Origin of the sequence: Mycobacterium persicum (assembly GCF_002086915.1) — a bacterium.
In the GTDB taxonomy this organism is placed as follows: Bacteria; Actinomycetota; Actinomycetes; order Mycobacteriales; family Mycobacteriaceae; genus Mycobacterium; species Mycobacterium persicum.
In genome coordinates this window covers 5754115-5770960 of sequence record NZ_MWQA01000001.1, presented here as the reverse complement: position 1 = coordinate 5770960, position 16846 = coordinate 5754115, and the positions used below count along the sequence as shown (strand labels likewise).

The window sequence follows — 16846 nt, the reverse complement described above, 5'->3', positions numbered from 1 at the left end:
TTGCTTACGGAGCTCCTAGCACCGCCGGGGCCATCCACCGGCAGATCTCCAACGCGACCTGCACCCTGAACGCGGCATCGGGATCGTCGAAGCTGCCTCCGCACAACTCCATCGCCTGAGCCACCCGGTACTGAATGGTGTTGCGGTGCAACAGCATCGCTTCGGCTGTCGCGACGTAACTGCGATTGCGCACCAAGAACTCGCGCAGTGTCTCGCGTAGCCACTCATTGCGCTCTTCGTCGACGCTGAGCTCACCCAGCACCTCTGCGACGTAGCGTCGCAGCGCATCCACGTCGCCGGCGATCAACGCTATCGGCGCCACGTCGTCGTAGCAGACAACACGGGCGCCGCGACGGGCTCCACCGGCATGCACCACCGCTTTCACCAACTCGGCCTGTTTCAACGATGCGCGGAAACCACGCAGCCCGTCTGCCGTCTGACCGCAGGCCAGCCGCGCCCGGATGCCCGCCGACTCGAACGCGGCGCGCAGCCGCGACGGATCACCGGCGCGGTCCTCCCAGACCGAAAACCACAGCCGCGCCTCCCGTTCGTCGGTCGGCACCAGCAACGAGCCACCCACCAAACCCAGCTCGGTGATACTGGCCTCCCACATGTCCAGCATCCGGCTGTCGTAGTCGAGCCCCTGGATTTCGTTTTTCATGGTGTCGAACACCTCCGCGATGAACTGGTCGCGAATCATGTCCATCTGCCGGGCTATCACCGCAATAGAGCTGCCCCCGACCTCACCACCGACCTGGACCACCTGTGCGTCCCTCCTGGGCTGTGCTCTCATCAGCACCGTTGATCAGTTGCCCGGCCGGAAGCGGGCATCAATGACCACTGTGCCCGCCGACAGGCCACAACGGAGCGGTTTCGCCGCCCATGCCGGCGCGTCGGTCCGACATCGGTCGCTACCATCGAGGGACTCGACGGCAACGCAGCCCAGAGACAGCCTCCAGGGAGGAACGTGAGCACCGACAGCCCCGACATCGGAGGTCCCGAGATCGACAAGTGGGATCCCGGCCTGACCAAGCGGTTGATGAGTGTCATGCGCCCGATCTTGAAGACGTACTTCCGGTGCGAAGTGCATGGACTGGATTCATTTCCGCCCGGCGGAGCGCTGGTGGTCGGCAACCACTCGGGCGGAATGTTCCCGATGGACGTTCCCATCTTCAGCATCGATTTCTACGACAAGTTCGGCTACGACCGGCCCGTCTACACGTTGAGCCACGACATTCTGTTCATGGGGCTGACCGGGTCGCTGTTCCGGCGCACCGGCTACATCCGGGCCAGCCGGGACAACGCAGCCAAGGCGCTGCGCTCCGGCGGCGTGGTGATCGTGTTTCCGGGCGGTGACTACGACGCCTACCGGCCCACGTTCGCCGAGAACGTCATCGACTTCAACGGCCGCAAGGGATATGTCAGCACCGCGATCGAAGCCGGCGTGCCCATCGTGCCCGCCGTGTCCATCGGTGGTCAGGAGACGCAGCTCTACCTGTCGCGAGGCACCTGGCTGGCCGAGCACCTCGGACTAAAGCGGCTGCTGCGCAGCGACATCCTGCCGCTCTCGTTCGGTTTTCCGTTCGGGTTCAGCGCCGCGATTCCGCCTAACCTGCCGCTGCCGACCAAAATCGTCACCGAGGTGCTGGATCCGATCGACATCACCGCACGCTTCGGCGAAAACCCCGACATCGACGAGGTCGACGCGCATGTGCGGGCGGTGATGCAGGAAGCCCTCAACAACCTCGCGGCCACGCGTCGCTTCCCGATTCTGGGCTGAGCCATGGCATCTCGCGTCAACGAGGCTTTCGGACTGATCGCGACGATGCGGCGCGCCGGGATCATCGCACCGATGCGGCCGGACCGTTACCTGAAGATTGCCGCCGCGATGCGTCGCGAAGGTCTGGGATTCACCGCGGGTTTCGCCGGCGCGGCCCAGCGATGCCCGGACCGGCCGGGGCTGGTCGACGAACTGGGGACGCTGACCTGGCGACAGCTCGATGAGCGCAGCGACGCCTTGGCCGCCGCGCTGCAGGCTTTGCCTGCCGGTCGCCCGAAGGTCGTGGGCATCATGTGCCGCAACCATCGCGGGTTCGTCGAGGCACTCATCGCGGCCAACCGGATCGGCGCCCACATTTTGTTGCTCAACACATCGTTCGCCGCCCCCGCGCTGGCCGACGTGGTGGGCCGGGAGAATGTCGACACTGTCATCTACGACGAAGAATTCACCGCGACGGTGGATCGCGCCTTCGCGGCCAAACCGGAAGCCACTCGCATCCTGGCATGGGCCGACAATCAGCACGAGCTGACCGTCGAAAAGCTGGTCGCCGCGTACTCCGGCAAGCGGCCCCGGCGGCCCGGCGCCAAAGGCAAGCTGATCCTGCTAACGTCTGGCACCACTGGGACACCCAAGGGCGCCAAGCACTCCGGCGGAAGTGGCGGAGTTCGCACGCTGAAAGCTGTCCTGGATCGCACCCCATGGCGCGCCGAGGAGCCCATCGTGATCGTGGCACCGATGTTCCACGCCTGGGGGTTCTCGCAGCTGGTGCTGGCCGCGTCGCTGGCCTGCACGATCATCACCCGACGCAAGTTCGACCCGGAGGCCACGCTGGACCTCATCGACCGCCACCGGGCGACGGGTCTGGCGGTGGTGCCCGTGATGTTCGACCGGATCATGGAGTTGCCCGCCGAGGTGCGTAATCGCCACAGCGGCAGGACGTTACGCTTCGCCGCCGCATCCGGCTCCCGGATGCGACCCGATGTCGTCATCGCCTTCATGAACCAGTTCGGCGACGTGATCTACAACAACTACAACGCCACCGAGGCGGGCATGATCGCCACCGCGACGCCGGCCGACCTACGCGCCGCGCCCGACACCGCGGGCAGGCCGGCGCAGGGCACCGAAATCCGGATCCTGGACCCGGAATTGAACGAGGTACCGGTCGGCGAAGTCGGCAGCATCTATGTCCGCAATGACAGTCAATTCGACGGTTACACCTCCGGGACCACGAAAGACTTCCATGCCGGGTTCATGGCCTCGGGCGACATCGGGTACCTCGACCAGAACGGGCGGCTGTTCGTGGTCGGCCGCGACGACGAGATGATCGTCTCCGGCGGCGAGAACGTCTACCCGATCGAGGTGGAGAAGACGCTGGCCGCACATCCCGACGTGGCCGAAGCCGCGGTGATCGGTGTGGACGACCAGCAGTACGGCCAACGGCTCGCGGCGTTCGTGGTGCTCGAGCCCGGCGCTCATCTCGATAGCGGCGCGGCGCCCGAGGCCCTCAAACAGCACGTGCGCGACAACCTGGCCAACTTCAAGGTGCCCCGCGAAATCACCGTTCTCGACGAGCTGCCGCGCGGCAGCACCGGCAAGATCCTGCGTGCCGATCTGCGGGCGAAGGTCAGCGGCTCATGAGAGGCGAGCGACTGCTGCGGCTGGCGCGCCGTCCCCGGCCGCTGACCCGCGGAGCCGTCGAACTCGTCAACGCCGCCAACGGATTTCATCCGATTACCCGGCACCCCTACGCCTCGGCCCTGGTGTTCTGGTTCGGCTGGCCGGCCTCGGAGGTGCCGGGGCTGTATCTGAGCGCCTCGGTGCTCGACGCGGTGCGGCGCGGCCGCCGCGGCGATTTCGCCGGAATTAAAGGAAAGGCGGCGTTGGCGCTGACCGTTGCGGCCTGGACGATCTTGGGGGTGATCCGCTACCGCGGCATCACCACTCCGGGCCCGGTGCTGGAAACGGGACTGACCGAAGGACTCGGACCCGACTACGCCACCGAGCTGGCCGCGCTGCCGACCGAGCCGACGCGCCGGGGGCGGCGTAACCTGCCGCTGCGTACCACCGTGGCGCGTCGTCGCTATGTCGAGAAGACCAACATCGTAGCGTACGGCCCGCACCGGCGTGCCAACCTTGCCGACATCTGGCGTCGCCGCGACCTGCCCCGCGACGGCAAGGCGCCGGTGCTGGTGCAGGTGCCCGGCGGTGCGTGGGTGCTGGGCTGGCGCCGCCCGCAGGCATATCCCTTGATGAGCCACCTGGTTTCGCGGGGCTGGGTCTGCGTGTCGCTGAACTATCGGGTCTCTCCGCTGCACACCTGGCCCGCGCACATCGTCGACGTGAAACGTGCGCTGGCGTGGGTCAAGGAGAATATCGCAGCCTACGGCGGGGGCCCCGACTTCGTTGCGATCAGCGGGGGGTCGGCCGGCGGGCACCTGTCGGCCCTGGCGGCGCTGACGCCCAACGAGCCCAGGTTCCAGCCCGGTTTCGAACGGGCCGACACGTCGGTGGTGGCGGCGGTCCCCTTCTACGGGCGCTACGACTGGTATTCCATCGACGCCGACGGTCGACCCGAATTCATCGGGCTGCTCGAAAGGTTCGTGGTGAAGCGGAAATTCAGTGAGCATCGGCAGATTTTCGTCGATGCGTCACCGATCCATCACGTGCGGGCGGACGCGCCGCCGTTCTTCGTGCTGCACGGCGCCGACGACTCCCTCATCCCGGTCGTCGAAGCCCGGGAATTCGTCGACGAATTGCGCGCGGTGTCGAAGTCCCCGGTCGCCTACGCTGAATTGCCCAATGCCCAACATGCTTTCGACATCTTCGGTTCCCCACGCGCACATCACGCCGCCGAAGCCGTAGCCCGGTTCCTGTCCTGGGTCTATGTGACGAACGGGCCCGGCGCGCGGTAGCTGCGGCGGTCCGACAACGCAACGCGGGCATCGAATTTCGTCGCTGCCAGGGTTCGGGGGCGCCAGGCGTGCGTTCATGGCGTCGAGTGTGCGTTCATGGCGTCGAGTGTGCGTTCATGGCGTCGAGTGTGCCGCCAGGGCGGTCCCAGCGCGAAGTTGCCGCCGCCCTGGCACACTCAAAGCCGCCACCGCACACTCAAATACGACGGCATCACAGTCGCCCGGTAAAGCGCGGCCACGGTCCACTGACCAGACCAGTCGCCCGACAGCTAACGCGGCGACAACCGCGTCAGCGCAGGCCGGCGGCGTGCTCGAGTTCGGTCAGCGCCGGCTCGATGGCGTCGGCCATCTGGTCGATGTCGTTGGCCACTTCCGGGGTCGTCACGAAACCGAAATCTAGGTACTCCATGTACGAGAAGCAGGTGACGTTGAGGGCGACATCCATCACCGGTGGCCCCAACGGCACCAGCGAATCCAGTTTGGCGCCGGCCATGTACAGCGGGAACTGCGGACCGGGCACGTTGGAGACGACCAGGTTGATCGGCGCCAAGTTGTGCGATAGGCCGGTGGCCGTATACGCGCGGGCGGCCAGCTGCAGCAGACCCGGCGGGGTGGTCTCGGTCAGGCCCATGATCTGATGCGCCGAGAGCGCCTTGGCCATTTCCTTGGCGCTCCGGGTGCTGTCGTGGATCGCCTTGAGCCGCTCGGCGGGGTCCTCGATGTGGGTTGCCAGTGAGGCCGTCATCGAGCTGATCTGATTGCCCACATCGGATTTCGTCTCGTCGGTGCGGGTAGAGACGGGAATCTGTGCGATCAGCGGCTTGGTGGGCAGTTCATCGTGCTTTTGCAGGTATTCCCGGGCCGCCCCCGCCACCAGCGCGAGGACGACGTCGTTGAGCTTGACCCCGAAGGTGTCCTTGACGGCTTTGACCCGGGCCAGCTCCACCCGCGCACCGGTAATCCGCCGGTGCGGCGAAACCGACGCGTTGAACCGGGTCTTGGGGGCGTCGAAGTAGCGCGGCGGCTTGGTGCGCACACCCAAAGCAGCGATCTGTTGTCGCACGGTCTGCTCCACCAGCCGCGCGATGCGGAACGGTGTCATGATGCCGACGTTGATGAGTGCGCTGACCGCACGCCGCTCCAAGCCGGGAATCTGAAATCCCACGAACCCCACCGTTTCCTGTTGCGGTGCCCGCGGTTCGGGCGTGACGTCCAACAGGATTTCACCCAAACCGGCACCGGAGACGCCGTCAACGATCGCGTGGTGCATCTTGGTCAACGTGGCGATCCGGCCGCCCTCGACACCCTCGATGACCCATAGCTCCCACAGCGGCCGGGAGCGGTCCAGCTTGTAGGACATCAGCCGGCCGACTAGCTCCTCGAGTTCGCGTCGTCCGCCCGGACCCGGAACGCCGATACGACGGACGTGGAAGTCGATGTCGAGGTCCTCGTCCTCGACGAACCAGGGCCGGTCCAGGCCCAGCGGGGCGCCGGTGACCTTCCACCGCAATTGCGGCAGCTCCGGCAATCGCTCGACGAGCAGTTCGCGGAGCCGCTGAAAGCTGTAGTCGGGCGCGTCAGTGGGATCGCAGATCGCCAGCGCACCCACATGCATATGCCAACCTGCGGTTTCCGCAGACCAAAACGCCGCATCGACACTCGAGAGCCGCTTCATTCCGAGACCATAGCCCGCACCTACCGGCCGGGGCCAGCTATCCCGAGAATCTCACATCGCGCCGACCGGCCGGTTAGGCGTCCTCGAGCAAGTCGGGCGTCACCGCCGACTCGGTATCGGGGATCCCGTCGACCTTAGCCTTGCGGTCGGCCATCGACAGCAATCGCCGGATCCGGCCTGCCACAGCATCTTTGGTCATCGGTGGTTCGGCGAGGCGGCCCAGCTCCTCCAGCGATGCCTGCCGGTGCTCAACCCGCAGTTTGCCGGCCGCGGCCAGATGGTCGGGCACGGTGTCGCCGAGGATCTCCAGCGCACGCTCCACCCGAGCCGCCGCCGCGACCGCCGCCCGGGCCGAACGGCGTAGGTTGGCATCGTCGAAGTTGGCCAGCCGGTTGGCCGTCGCGCGTACTTCGCGACGCAGCCGGCGTTCCTCCCATACCAGCCGGGTGTCCTGCGCTCCCATCCGGGTCAGCAATGCACCGATCGCCTCGCCGTCGCGCACCACCACCCGGTCGGCGCCGCGCACCTCGCGGGCCTTTGCGCTGACCCCGAGCCGACGTGCCGCACCAACCAGCGCGAGCGCAGCCTCCGGGCCGGGACAGCTCACCTCCAGCGCCGACGAACGTCCCGGCTCGGTCAGCGATCCGTGGGCCAAAAAGGCTCCGCGCCAAGCGGCTTCGGCGTCCGCGACACTGCCCCCAACTACCTGCGCCGGCAGGCCGCGCACCGGACGCCCACGCACATCCAGCAACCCGGTCTGGCGAGCGAGCGCCTCACCGTCGTTGGCGACCCGCAGCACGTATCGGGTGTTCTTGCGAATGCCGCTGGCCGACAACACGTGCACCACCGCGTTGTAGCCATACAGCTCGAAGATGTCCTTGCGCAGCCGCCGGGCGATGCTGCCCAAATCCACCTCGGCCTCGACGACCACCCGGCCGCCCACGATGTGCAAGCCGCCGGCGAACCGCAGCAGGGAGGTGACCTCAGCTCGCCGCGCACTGACCGATTTGACCACCAGACGACTCAACTCGTCCTTGACTTCGGTCGTCATCGCCACGCGTCGTCACCCCTCGGTCCGTTGCCGCCCAGCGCCGTGCACGCCGGTCTGTTGACGTCCACCCTCGATCGGTATCTCCTGTGTCGTCACCGGAGTCGCCGCCGGGCCTCTGTCCCGCGCCCGCACCGCGTCGAGGACGGCCGCCAGCTTGCCCGGGTCATGTAAAGGTGTACCAGGTCTGGCGACGTCGGCGAAGTGCACCTCGGCCTGTAGCAGCGTCGCGGTCCGGCGCAGTTGCTCGCGCTCCCGCTCGCTGGGCACTCGTTCGGCGTCGATGATGATGTCGTGCACGGTGAACCCCGGGGCATGCTGGGCCAGCACGTGCAGATGACGCTCAACCGAAAAGCCCGCCGTCTCCCCCGGCTCGGCCACCAGGTTGAGCACCAGCGCCCGCTGGGCGGTGGTGGTCTGCAGCGCCGTGAGCAGTCCGGGCACCAGCACATGCGGGATCACGCTGGTGAACCACGAGCCGGGTCCCAGGACCACCAGGTCGGCAGCCATGATGGCGTCGACCGCCTGGCGGGTCGCCGGCGGGTCCGGGGGCAGCAACCGCACCCGCCGCACCTTTCCCGGTGTGGTGGCGATCGCCACCTGCCCGCGGATCAGCCGGAACATTCGCGGGTCGGACTCCAGGCCGGACACGTCGGCCTCGATCTGCAGCGCGATCGGGCACATCGGCAACACCCTGCCCTTGACGCCCAGGATGCGTCCGAGTTCGTCGAGCGCGGCAACCGGATCGGCAAGGACCTCCGACAGGCCGGCAAGAATCAGATTGCCGATCGGATGTCCGGCCAGGGCGCCATCACCACCGAATCGATGCTGCAGAATGGTCGCCCACAAGCGCCCGTGGGGGCTGTCAGATGCCAAGGCCGCCAACGCCATTCGCAAGTCTCCGGGCGGCACCACGCCGAGTTCGCTGCGCAGCCGGCCCGAGGAACCACCGTCGTCGGCGACGGTCACGATCGCGGTGACGTAGGGAGTCAGCCGGCGCGCCGCCGATAACGTCGCATACAACCCGTGTCCGCCGCCCAGAGCGACGATGTTATGGCTTGACTGCGGGCCGGTTGGCGTGTTCATTCGCGACCCAGATCCCGGTGCAGCACCCGTACCGATAGCCGCGGATCGGAGCCGAGCAGCCGCATCAGCGCTTCGGCGATCGCCACACTGCGATGCTTGCCGCCGGTGCAGCCGACGGCAACCGTCATATAGCGCTTCCCCTCCCTGCGGTAGCCCCCGACGACCAGCGACAGCAGCCGATGGTAAGTCTCGAGGAACTCGGCCGCGCCGGGTTGCTCCAGCACATAATCGCGCACCGCGGGGTGTTGGCCGGTGAGTGGCCGCAGCTCGTCCACCCAGTGTGGGTTGGGCAGAAAACGCACGTCCATCACCATGTCGGCGTCCATCGGCAGCCCGTATTTGAAGCCGAAGGATTCGACGGTGACGCTGGTGGTCGCGCCGCCGTCGCTGCCGAACGCGCGCTCGATGCTTTCCCGCAAGCCTCGTACCGACAGCGTCGAGGTGTCGATGATCAGGTCCGCGTTGGCGCGCACCGGCGCCAGCATTTTGCGTTCGGCGGCGATGCCCTCGGCCAGCGTCTGCTGGCCCTGCAGCGGGTGGCTGCGGCGGTTATTTTCGTAGCGGCGCACCAACATGTCGTCCGAAGCCTCCATGAACACCACCCGGGGGGTGATGTTGCGGGTAGCCAGTTCGTTGCGCACCTCGTCCAGGTCGCCGGTGAATCCGCGGGACCGCACGTCCATCACCACGGCCAGTTGGGTGATCCGCGATCCCGCTGCCAGCCCGAAGTCAACCATGCGGGTGATCAGCTGGGGCGGCAGGTTGTCTGCGACATACCAGCCCAGGTCCTCCAGCACCTTGGCCGCCGTGCCGCGTCCGGCTCCGGACAACCCGGTCACCAGAACCACGTCGATATCGGGCGATGCATGATTTTCCGGGCCCGCTGAGCTGTCCCCGGTCATTCCGAAGCTTCCGATCGGTCAGGGCGCAGCGCCTCGAGGACAGCCGTAGCCGTGGCTACGCCGATACCCGGAACGGCGGTGATCTGGTCTACGGTGGCCTCCTTGAGGCGCGCGATCGACCCGAAATGGGTGACCAGCGCCTTGCGACGGTGTTCTCCCAATCCGGGCACCCCATCGAGCGCCGACGCCGTCATTCGCTTGGATCGTTTGCTCCGATGGTAAGTGATGGCGAATCGGTGCGCCTCGTCGCGCACCCGCTGCAGCAGATACAGACCCTCGCTGTTGCGCGGCATGATGACGGGGTCCGGCTCGGACGGCACCCACACCTCTTCCAGCCGCTTGGCCAGGCCGATCACCGCGACGTCGCCGACACCCAGTTCATCGAGGACGGCTTGGGCGGCATTGACCTGCGGTGCGCCCCCGTCGACGACGTAAAGGTTGGGCGGGTAAGCGAACCGCCGTGACTTCCCTTCCGGGCTAAGCAGATTCGGATCGATTTGATCACTGAGGTGGCGCAGGAAGCGTCGTCGGGTCACTTCCGCGATGGAGGCGACGTCGTCGGAGCGTCCCTGGCCGGCGGCCTCCCGGATCCCGAAGTGGCGGTAATCCGACTTGCGCGGCAAACCGTCCTCGAAGACCACCAGCGAGCCCACCACGTCGGTGCCCTGCACATGGCTGATGTCGACACACTCGATGCGCAGCGGCGCGTCGGCCAACCCGAGAGCTTCCTGAATATTCTGCAGTGCAGCCGATCTGGCGTTGAAGTCACCGGCTCGCTTCAACTTGTGTTGCTGCAACGCCTCTTTCGCATTGCGCTGCACGGTCTCGGCCAACGCCCGCTTGTCGCCGCGGCGCGGCACCCGCAGCGTGACCCGAGAGCCACGCAGACCCGACAGCCAGCTGGACAACTCCTCGGAGTTGGACGGCAGACAGGGCACCAGCACCTCACGCGGAACCGGGTTGACTGATTCGTCTACGGCGCTACCCAACTCGGCCTGCTCGCCATAGAACTGAGTGAGGAACTGTTCGACCAACTGCTCCTCACCGGAATCCCCAGGGTCTCCTGACTTTTCGACGATCCAGCCGCGCTGACCACGGACCCGGCCGCCACGGACGTGGAACACCTGCACCGCGGCTTCGAGGTCGTCGTCGGCGAAGGCCATCACGTCGGCGTCAATGCCGTCGCCGAGCACCACGGCCTGCTTCTCCATGGCCCGCTTGAGCGCCGACAGGTCGTCGCGAAGCCGGGCGGCTCGCTCGAAATCCAGCTGCTCGGCCGCGGCGTTCATCTGACGTTCCAACTCGCGGGCATAGCGATCGGTCTTACCCGACAGGAAGTCGCAGAAGTCCTCCACAATCTGGCGATGCTGCTCAGCGCTGACCCTTCCCACGCACGGAGCCGTACATTTGTCGATGTAGCCGAGCAGGCATGGGCGCTCGATTTGCTTGTGGCGCTTGAACACTCCGGCCGAGCAGGTTCGCGCGGGAAACACCCGGGTGAGCAGATCCAGCGTTTCCCGGATGGCCCACGCGTGCGAGTACGGCCCGAAATAGCGGACACCTTTGCGCCGTGGACCGCGATAGACCATCAACCGCGGAAATTCCTCGTTGAGCGTGACGGCCAGCGTCGGATACGACTTGTCGTCGCGGTAGCGAACGTTGAAGCGGGGGTCAAATTCCTTGATCCAGTTGTACTCCAGCTGCAGCGCCTCGACCTCGGTGTTGACCACCGTCCACTCGACCTTGGCCGCGGTGGTCACCATCTGCCGGGTCCTCGGATGCAGATGCGCGACATCGGCGAAGTATGACGTCAGCCGGCTGCGCAGACTTTTTGCCTTGCCGACGTAGATCACCCGCCCGTGCGGGTCCCGGAACCGGTAGACGCCGGGCTCGACCGGGATGAACCCGGGCGCGGGGCGGTACGTTGCGGGATCTGGCACGTACCCAGGCTAGTAGTCGTGAGAAGCGCGTCTAGAAAGGCGGGGGCTCGTCGGGATCAGGTGGCAGTTCCGGGGTGTCGTGCGCACCGACGTACTCGGCTTGAGCCTCGGCGGCCTGGGTGGCCAGGCGGTTGTGTCGGCGTTCGGCGATGATGCGTTTCGCGCGGTTTTGAGCTCGGGTGCTGCTGCGGCGGGGCATCATGACTTCGCGGTCTTCGCTGCGCCGGTGGGGACCAGGCGAGGCGGCCGGCGCGTCGCCGGTTGGCGCGCACAGGTTCGGAAAGAGCAGTGCACTGCCCGGAGTGGTCACGTAGGTATGTCCGTCGGGAAGAAGCCAGATCACTGTCCCGTCGGGCAGCTGCATGTCGCGCCAGCCCCAGAACGTTTTCAGCAAATGATGTTTTCTACAAAGGCATTTCAGGTTGGTTACAAGTCGTTGATCTACCTGCTTCTTGCCTGCATTCTCCCAGTATGGCGCTGGTGAGCGTGAGCAAAGCTGGGTGAGCGTCAACGTACGTACTGAAGCCCGTACACGATCTATGGGGTTGTGCCGCCTCCTCTGAGTGAAGTCTCTTCAGATGTTGTCATCGCCTGTGGAGCATGCAGCCAATGACGATCCGCTTGGCCTGCTCGTACACGACCTAGGCGGTCTAGTGCTCCCGCGAGGGTGAACTTGCGCCGCCCGACGCAGGCAGCGACCACAGGCCCAGAGTTCGCATTGCGCCTGGACTATCCAACTATCCAACGGCTCTTCCCGATCGCGTCCGGAATTACTGCCATGCAGGCTTGTCGGCGTCGGTGCCTGGCTTGTTTACTCCCAGTGAGCCGTGGAGTTCTTGTGAGGGATCGGTAATCAATCGTACGACGAGTGCCGCGATGCTTTTTCGGGATACCTCGGTGCCTTTGAAAGGTTCTCCTTTCTGGGTGATCTCGTAGTCCACTTCGTCTTTGTCTGTAAGCCATGCGGGTCTGATGATTGTGTAGTCAAGGCGCGAAGACTCGATCACTTTCGCCGCTGCGGCGTAGGTTTCGAGATAGCCGCCGTCGAGCATCCGGTGGTTCCAACGGCCAAACTCGCCGGGGACTTCGTCGTAGATCCCTAGCGTCGAGATCCAAATGAGCCTTCGCACGCGAGCGCCCTCAAGCGCAGTGACGACCCCACGCGCTTGGTCCACGATATCTTTACCGCCAAGGTTGGCATAGACGATGTCCTGTCCCTCGACCGCTTGTTTCAGGAGACTTCCGTTAAGGACATCACCTTCTACTGCCGTTGCGCGGAGGTCGGGCAAGTCGTGCAAGCGTTGGTCGTTCCGTAGGTAGAGGGTGAGATTCACGCTCTCGTCGTGGAGCAGTTCGCGTACTACGATTTGCGCGATTCTGCCTCCGGCACCAAGTACAAGAACTCGTGTCATGAATGCTGCTCCTTCCGTCGTCGTGTCTGGTGGGCGTTATAAGCGGCCATCAAGGTATTTCCTACTCGGCCAAGTCCGGCACGACAGATACTGGCGAGCTGGCGGCCCCTCGGTTGTGCTGATCGCATGCTGCGGGAGAGCACGTGCCTATCGTGCAGGTAACCCGTCAGCTCTAGCGACTATCCCGCACTGCTCCAGCAAAGGGGAGTTAGCGATTCACGTCAACGATGATGCGGCCCCTCACTCGGCCCTCAAGAAGATCTGTTGAAGTGGAGATAGCGTCAGTGAGGCCGATCTCGTGGCTGATCTCTCCTAGGTGTCCGGTGTCGAGGTCCCTGCTCAGCCGGCCCCACGCTGTGACGCGTTTGGCGTGGGGCTGCGTGACACTGTTGATACCCAACAGGCTCACTCCGCGCAGGATGAATGGCGCAACAGTGCTTGGGAATTCCATGCCTTGAGCCATGCCACACGCGGCGACGGCTCCCTCGGCACTGGTGGTGGCACACACATTAGCCAGTGTGTGGCTGCCCACGGAGTCGATAGCGCCGGCCCAGCGCTCGCTGCCCAAGGGGCGGCCCGGTTCGGCGAGTTCGGCTCGGTCGATCACCGTAGCCGCACCCAACCTCCGCAGATAGTCTGCCTCAGCGAGGCGGCCGGTTGCCGCGACGACCGTGTAGCCGTTGCTCGCGAGCAGCGTGACCGCGATGCTTCCGACGCCGCCACTGGCACCGGTGACGAGTACTTCACCGTCACTAGGGGTGACCCCGTGTTGTTCGAGTGCCATCAGGCAAAGCATCGCTGTATAGCCCGCAGTGCCGATGGCAGTGGCCTGCGCCTCGGTGAACGAGGGGGGGAGTGGCACTAGCCAGTCCGCCTGGAGCCGAGCGATCTGTGCAAGCCCTCCCCAGTGGGTCTCGCCCAGTCCCCAACCGTTCACCAGAACGTGATCACCGGGTTTGTAGCGCGCGTCATTGCTGGCCTCAACGACGCCGGCTAAGTCGATTCCCGGGACCATCGGGAAGCGACGGACGACGGGGCCCCTACCGGTGATGGCCAGGGCGTCTTTGTAATTGAGGCTGCTGTATGCGACCCGGACGGTCACTTGCCCCTCAGGTAGGTCGTCGCTGCCGATCCGCCGCATTTCCGCACGGTAGTCCGTGTTGGTCTTCTCAACCACAATCGCGCTGAACATCGTATTCCCTTCTCCTACGCGCGGGCACATGCGAGGAATCCACTGAAAAACACGTCGAGCGGTTCGACTGTCCGAGCGAGTTTGGTGCGCAATACCGCTCCCTCCCAACCGATCCAGAAGAACCGTGATAGCGCGGCGCAGTCGGTGTCGGCCGGAAGATCTCCTACGTCAACGGCCAGTCGCAGGCAGTCCTGTAAGCGCTGCTCCCAGTCCTCAAGTGTTTCTTCGAGTTTCGTGCGATAGCTCTCGGGAAGTGTCCGAACTTCTTGCCCAAGATTGCCAACAAGGCATCCACGATCAAACCTGTGTCTGGCCATTCCGGCTTTCGCGTCCTCGACGAAAAGGGTCAGACGTTGCAGTGGTGGCAGACTGTCGTCCAACAGCCAGCGATCAAGTTTGCGCGCGAAATACTCCGCGTAGCTCTGCAGCACCTCCAGACCGAATGCGTCTTTGCTGTCGAAGTAGTGATAAAACGAGCCCTTCGGTACATCGACGCGCTTGAGCACCGATTCAATACCTGTCGCAGTGAGGCCCTGAGCAGTCAGGATTTCCATCCCGCAGCGAAGCAATGCTTCCCGCGTGTCTTCGTGGTCACGGCTGACTTTTGGCGGCCGTCCACGACGAGGCCGGACAATGGAAGCGCTCATGTGATGAGATTAGACCGATTGTCTCTAAATGTCCACGGGGGCGTTCAGCGCCCGGTGAGTTCGTGCTGCGCAATGGCGCACAAAAAATGCTCACTTGACCGGATATGTGCGTCTGGACGCGCGTGGTCGAGTTGGTGCCGTGCACGGCCAAGGTCCCTGTTCGGTCAGTTACTCTGCTCCTGTGCCTCGCCCGGGGAACCCGGATATCCGCAGACGGTTACTCGCTAGTGGACTCGAGCTCTTCTATGCCCGTGGCGTCAACGCGACAGGTGTCAAGGAAATTGCCGATCGTGCCGACGTACCGAAGGCGGCATTCTACACGTACTACGAGAGCAAAGAAGCCTTTGTTGTCGCAGTGCTAGGCCAGTACTGGCTCGAACTTCAGGACCGGTCGGGATCCTTGCTGCTAGGTCGCGGGACACCGGTTCGCCGCCTGCAACGCTACTTCGCGGTGATTGCCGACGAGCACGAGCGCCACACCTTTATGCGCGGCTGCCTAATTGGCAATCTCGCGCTCGAAGTCTCAGCCACCAGTGCGTCGGTCCACGAAAAGCTACGCGGCATTGTTTGTGTTTGGGAGCACGAACTGGCCGCTGTTTTCACAGAGGGAACGCCTCAACGGCGTCGCGAAGTCGCAGGTTTGATTATCGAAGCGTGGGAAGGGGCAGTGCTTCGCGCCAGGATCGATCGCACCCGCGCTCCATACGACCGTTTCTCACGAATAACCTTGCCGCAGTTGGTGGGTTTGGTCGGCACGTCCTGAAGTCCCGCCTCCATCATCGAGGTCCGAAAGGCCGGACTTGTTGATATCCGACCGGTCGTCTATTTATACTTTCCGGGCGCTGCCGTGTGTCGCGCACTAGCGCCCGATAGGAAAGGGACTCCCATCCAATGTCGACTTCATCCGTGTACGACGAGCCCGCAGAGCCCGGACTTCCGCCATCTGGCTTCCAGCTTGACGTGACGCACGCTGCGCTCGTCGTGACTGACCCGCAGAACGACTTTCTCAGCCCCGATGGTGCAACATGGTCGGTGTTCGGCGCCAGCGTCGAAGACAACGACACTGTCGAGCACATCGACCAACTACTGTCAGCTGCCAAGAGCGCGGGGATCACGGTTGCGATCTCTCCGCACTATTACTATCCATCCGATCAGGACTGGCAATTCGGCGGACCGCTTGAGCGCTTCATGCACAGTGTCGGTATGTTCGCGCGGACGCATCCGCTGCAGCTGGAAGGGTTCGACGGTTCGGGCGCGGACTATCTCGAGCGGTACAAGAACCGCATCCTGGACGGAAAGACGGTGGTCGCTTCTCCCCATAAAATCGTGGGTCCGCAGTCCAACGATCTCGTACTTCAGCTTCGCAAACGCGGTGTGACCCAAGTTCTTCTGGCTGGAATGGCCGCGAATCTGTGCACCGAAAGCCATTTGCGTGAGCTGATCGAACAGGGTTTCGAGGTTGTCGTCATCCGTGACGCGACTGCGGGTGCACGGTTGCCCGAAGGCGACGGATACTTGGCCGCCCTGATTAATTTCCGATTCCTCGCCTCAGCTATCTGGACCACCGATCAAGCGGTGGCTGAGTTGGCGCAAGCCACCTAAAGACCGATGGGCGCTGACGGCAGCAAAGTTGGTGTATCCATTGTTGCTGAGCTGAACTCGGTTGCCCTGCGAAGCTCAGCGGCGCCGTTGGTGAAAGTGCGCCGATAACGTATCGCGCAGCGTGCGCTTGAAGCCGGCCACGGGGATCTGATTCAAGATTGCGATCGTCGATATGTATTGAGTGCGATAGTTTGCGCATCCGTCGCACTCGGACAGGTGCGTTTCGAGCCTCACGTGGTCGCTCGAACCGAGCGAGTCGTCCAGGTATTCGGTGAGTAGTTCGGCGAGTTCGTTGCATCTCATCTGTCTGCATCCTTTCATGTAGTACATGAGCGACCGGCTCGCCGGCGACCATGCTCCCCGGTGCTTGAGGAAAAATTCCCGAGGATGGCTTCGTTGCTCCGACTCCTCGTCCAGTTTCTCGTCGCCAAGGGACTGCGACCTTTCCTCCTATGAAAGTTCGCAGACAGCTCTGTGAACCTAGGTGACTGATCCTGGGAAGAGCCGATTCCTTTGTGTAAGAGGCCTTCCTGTAGGGGGCCTTCGGCGATCGGTGTCCTGACGTAGTCGCGTGCGAGGCGTGGCGTCGTGGGGCTTGCAAGTCGACAACTTGCACGAAGCCGCCCTCGTCACCCGCACGAAGCGAGGTG

The 16846-nt window shown here is 64.4% G+C and carries 13 protein-coding genes and 3 pseudogenes; 5 read left to right on the top strand and 11 right to left on the bottom strand.

The genetic code is table 11. From position 1 onward, the window contains the following. Window positions 1–4: 4 nt before the first annotated feature. A pseudogene (locus B4U45_RS26265) lies at window positions 5–592 on the bottom strand (PucR family transcriptional regulator); the annotation flags it as partial. A 447-nt stretch (window positions 593–1039) separates the two neighbouring features. On the opposite strand from B4U45_RS26265, the gene B4U45_RS26260 reads away from it, so the two are divergent. Genes B4U45_RS26260 through B4U45_RS26250 form a run of 3 tightly spaced genes read left to right on the top strand, consistent with a single transcriptional unit; the run spans window position 1040 to window position 4692 of the window. Next, window positions 1040–1780 (top strand): lysophospholipid acyltransferase family protein, encoded by a 741-nt coding sequence (locus B4U45_RS26260; protein WP_089025235.1) that lies wholly within the window; start codon window positions 1040–1042, stop codon window positions 1778–1780. A gap of 3 nt (window positions 1781–1783) precedes the next feature. Then, window positions 1784–3418, top strand: a complete 1635-nt coding sequence (gene fadD12 / locus B4U45_RS26255) for an acyl-CoA ligase FadD12 (protein ID WP_075546035.1) — start codon at window positions 1784–1786, stop codon at window positions 3416–3418. Further along, entirely contained in the window at window positions 3415–4692 is a 1278-nt protein-coding gene (locus B4U45_RS26250) for an alpha/beta hydrolase (RefSeq protein ID WP_219859547.1), read from the top strand. Before fadD12 ends, B4U45_RS26250 begins: the two co-directional genes overlap by 4 nt. Window positions 4693–4981: 289 nt before the next feature. Here B4U45_RS26250 and B4U45_RS26245 read toward each other — a convergent pair whose 3' ends face one another. The 9 genes and pseudogenes from B4U45_RS26245 to acuR all read right to left on the bottom strand — a co-directional run bounded on the left by B4U45_RS26245 (window position 4982) and on the right by acuR (window position 14594). After that, window positions 4982–6367 carry a WS/DGAT/MGAT family O-acyltransferase gene (locus B4U45_RS26245; protein ID WP_075546033.1) on the bottom strand — a complete coding sequence of 462 codons (1386 nt, stop codon included), beginning with the start codon at window positions 6365–6367 and terminating at the stop codon, window positions 4982–4984. A gap of 73 nt (window positions 6368–6440) precedes the next feature. Further along, window positions 6441–7418: a DNA-binding protein WhiA gene (whiA, locus tag B4U45_RS26240; protein ID WP_089025236.1), complete on the bottom strand. Its 978-nt coding sequence runs from the start codon at window positions 7416–7418 to the stop codon at window positions 6441–6443. Beyond that, window positions 7415–8501 (bottom strand): annotated as a pseudogene (locus B4U45_RS26235) (YvcK family protein). Before B4U45_RS26235 ends, whiA begins: the two are co-directional and overlap by 4 nt. Then, on the bottom strand, window positions 8498–9403 hold the full coding sequence (rapZ, locus tag B4U45_RS26230; protein WP_075546030.1) for an RNase adapter RapZ: 906 nt from the start codon (window positions 9401–9403) through the stop codon (window positions 8498–8500). The pseudogene B4U45_RS26235 and the gene rapZ overlap by 4 nt, the downstream one beginning before the upstream one ends. After that, entirely contained in the window at window positions 9400–11343 is a 1944-nt protein-coding gene (gene uvrC / locus B4U45_RS26225) for an excinuclease ABC subunit UvrC (RefSeq protein WP_075546029.1), read from the bottom strand. The genes rapZ and uvrC overlap by 4 nt, the downstream gene beginning before the upstream one ends. A 31-nt stretch (window positions 11344–11374) precedes the next feature. Beyond that, window positions 11375–11770 (bottom strand): annotated as a pseudogene (locus tag B4U45_RS26220) (HNH endonuclease signature motif containing protein); the annotation flags it as partial. 343 nt (window positions 11771–12113) lie between these two features. Further along, window positions 12114–12755 (bottom strand): SDR family oxidoreductase, encoded by a 642-nt coding sequence (locus tag B4U45_RS26215; RefSeq protein ID WP_016343728.1) that lies wholly within the window; start codon window positions 12753–12755, stop codon window positions 12114–12116. Between the two features lie 208 nt (window positions 12756–12963). Continuing rightward, window positions 12964–13947 carry an acrylyl-CoA reductase (NADPH) gene (acuI, locus tag B4U45_RS26210; RefSeq protein ID WP_041927776.1) on the bottom strand — a complete coding sequence of 328 codons (984 nt, stop codon included), beginning with the start codon at window positions 13945–13947 and terminating at the stop codon, window positions 12964–12966. Between the two features lie 14 nt (window positions 13948–13961). Then, complete coding sequence (gene acuR / locus B4U45_RS26205; protein WP_016343726.1) at window positions 13962–14594, bottom strand: acrylate utilization transcriptional regulator AcuR; 633 nt, start codon at window positions 14592–14594, stop codon at window positions 13962–13964. A 94-nt stretch (window positions 14595–14688) separates the two neighbouring features. Between acuR and B4U45_RS26200 the strand changes: the two genes are divergently transcribed. Continuing rightward, on the top strand, window positions 14689–15357 hold the full coding sequence (locus B4U45_RS26200; RefSeq protein WP_082275296.1) for a TetR/AcrR family transcriptional regulator: 669 nt from the start codon (window positions 14689–14691) through the stop codon (window positions 15355–15357). Between the two features lie 143 nt (window positions 15358–15500). Further along, the gene (locus B4U45_RS26195) at window positions 15501–16196 is read left to right on the top strand and encodes a cysteine hydrolase family protein (RefSeq protein ID WP_226069240.1); all 696 of its coding nucleotides are present in this window, start codon (window positions 15501–15503) and stop codon (window positions 16194–16196) included. 75 nt (window positions 16197–16271) lie between these two features. Here the strand turns inward: B4U45_RS26195 and B4U45_RS26190 are convergent, their stop codons facing one another. Then, window positions 16272–16499, bottom strand: a complete 228-nt coding sequence (locus B4U45_RS26190) for an anti-sigma factor family protein (protein WP_016343723.1) — start codon at window positions 16497–16499, stop codon at window positions 16272–16274. Window positions 16500–16846: the final 347 nt, after the last annotated feature.